Origin of the sequence: Vibrio genomosp. F10 str. 9ZD137 (assembly GCF_049974785.1) — a bacterium.
Classification (GTDB): Bacteria; Pseudomonadota; Gammaproteobacteria; order Enterobacterales; family Vibrionaceae; genus Vibrio.
Window position 1 is genome coordinate 1 of the sequence record NZ_JBNGCJ010000787.1, and the last position, 2500, is coordinate 2500.

Annotated in this window: 3 protein-coding genes; 1 reads left to right on the top strand and 2 read right to left on the bottom strand. The window is 44.1% G+C overall.

Translation table 11 applies throughout. The features are described from left to right. Both ACP45E_RS18310 and tsaE read right to left on the bottom strand, forming a co-directional pair. The coding region (locus tag ACP45E_RS18310) for an N-acetylmuramoyl-L-alanine amidase (RefSeq protein ID WP_426511583.1) at positions 1-1371 on the bottom strand (1371 nt) is incomplete at its 3' end. A gap of 11 nt (positions 1372-1382) precedes the next feature. Beyond that, entirely contained in the window at positions 1383-1847 is a 465-nt protein-coding gene (gene tsaE, locus ACP45E_RS18315) for a tRNA (adenosine(37)-N6)-threonylcarbamoyltransferase complex ATPase subunit type 1 TsaE (RefSeq protein ID WP_017038546.1), read from the bottom strand. A gap of 209 nt (positions 1848-2056) precedes the next feature. On the opposite strand from tsaE, the gene ACP45E_RS18320 reads away from it, so the two are divergent. Next, positions 2057-2500: QueG-associated DUF1730 domain-containing protein (locus ACP45E_RS18320; protein WP_141707412.1), on the top strand; the 444-nt coding region annotated here is incomplete at its 3' end.

Here is a 2500-nt window from a genome sequence, read left to right on the forward strand (position 1 = left end):
GGTTGAAACCGAGCCTGCAGCAGGAATCGTCAGTACCTGCCCAATCGCTAGACTGCTGCTTTTGAGTTTATTCGCTTTCATCAACGTACTCGTCGACGTACTGTACTTTTTCGCTATTGCAGACAACGAGTCACCACGTTTAACTTTATACGTTTTAGGCGTGGTTTGCGCTTTAAAATAGGTGCCTTCAGGCGGGTTCGCTTTTAAATATTTAACCACCGCCTTGGTGATGGAGCGAGACAGTTTGTCTTGATGAGCCCTTTGGAATAAAAGCTTCTCTTCTGTTGGGTTAGAAATAAACCCCGTCTCAACAAGTACCGATGGGATCTGAGGGGATCTCAACACGGCTAGGCTGGTATTAATAGGCTTTGAATTATGAAGCTTGGTGACTTTCCCCATCTCAGATAAAATCTCAGTCGCCAGTTTATATCCTTCCTTTTGAGAATGGCTGAATTGAAGATCAAGCAAGGTCTGATTGACGTTACGATCGTTAATGCTGCTCGGGAAAGCAGCACCGCCACCACCCAATAGCTCAGACTGTTTCTCTTTGTCTTCTATCCAACGAGAGATTTCTGTATTTGCTCGACGGGTATTCAAGACAAACACCGAGCCACCTTTGGGTTGAGGCGTGGTAAATGCATCAGCATGTATCGATATCAGTAGATGGGCATTGTTCTCACTCGCAATCGCTACACGTCGATTCAAATTGACATAGTAATCACCTGAACGAGTGAGTCTCGCTTTGATACCGGGTATTGCATTCAGTTGCGCAGCCAGCTTTTTTGAAATACTCAGTGTTGCATTTTTTTCGTATTTACGGCTCGGCCCGATAGAACCAGGGTCTTCTCCACCATGACCAGGGTCGATAACAATCAGAATCTCTTCTTGTCGCTTGATTTGGGAAACATCTTTACTGACTTCAGGGGCTTTAACCGTAGAGACGCTTTTAGTCGTTGAGCCATGAGGCAAATCGATAACCAACCGATGACCATATTGCCCGCCAGAAACAGGGGCTAACTTAAAAATATTCGCCTGTACTTTGCGTTTCAATTCAAACACTAAACGATACGTTGATTTTTTTGGTGGCGTACTTTTTCTTACTTGGCTTAATACTGGACTGTCACTAACAGACAGCGGGAGCTTGGTATTAAGAGACGTATTGTTCAAATCAACCACTAAGCGATTTGGACTGCTCAAGGTGAAGTAGCTAAAGTCAGCCTCAGATTGTAAATCAATCACCACTCTGGTTTCATCCGGAGATGGCCATACCCTTACTCCCTCAAGCGTATTCGCCCAAAGAGAGTAAGAAAACAATGAAATTAACGCAGTAAGTACGGTCAGAACCCTGCGATTCACACGCACTTTCACAATAGATTGAATACTCAACTTAGCTCCAATTGATTCAGTAATGACTGTCCATACTCATTATTCGCCGTAAGGGTCATCGTTCTTTGTTCGCCTTGATAACGCAGTTCTATATCAAGATCAGGCTTTGGAAGTAAACCTTCCCCCTTCTCAGGCCACTCAACAAGGCAAATAGCATCAGGCGTGAAGTAATCTCGGATCCCCATAAATTCGAGTTCTTCAGGATCGGCTAAGCGATAAAGATCAAAGTGGTAAACTTGCCACTTATCCAGTTGGTAAGGCTCTACTAAGGTATAAGTTGGGCTTTTTACGTTTCCCTGGTGACCTAAGGCTCGAACAAATCCGCGACTGAATGTCGTCTTCCCTGCGCCAAGATCCCCATGCAGATAAATAGTCGTTTGTTGTGAACAACACTGAGCGAGCAAAGTACCAACGTGAATCGTCGCTTCTTCATTAATAAGATTAAATTGTTTTGTATTCATGGTTGGGCTTCTCGAACGTGTTCAAACTGACTATATATAAATCAAAGTAATAGGAATAGTAAACTGGGTTAGAATTGAGAAACAAGCGCTCTTGTGTAATTAAACGCAAATATTGGCAAATAATAACATTCGATCAGTCATAGAACCGCTAGATCCTTGTAATAAGATCTTGTAAGATCCGGCCCCCTATTCAATCAGGCTCTTTACCTATGGATTATCAACACCTCGCTGATCAAATCAAAATTTGGGCGAAAGAGCTTGGCTTTCAGAAAGTGGGCATCTGTGATGTCGACCTCTCTGAACATGAACCGCAGCTTCAGAAGTATCTAGACGCAGGCTTCCACGGTGAAATGGATTGGATGGCACGCCACGGCATGATGCGTGCACGCCCTGCTGAGCTATTACCTGGAACCATTCGAGTAATCAGTGCAAGAATGGATTACCTACCACCAGAGGCCCAGTTTGCCTCTAATCTCGCCGATAAAACACAAGCTTACATCAGTCGTTACGCCCTTGGTCGTGATTACCATAAAATCATTCGCAATCAATTGAAAAAGCTGGGCAAAAAGATAGAGCAAGAAGTGGGTACATACGGCTATCGTCCATTCGTCGATAGCGCTCCAATACTAGAACGGCCACTCGCAGAAAAAGCT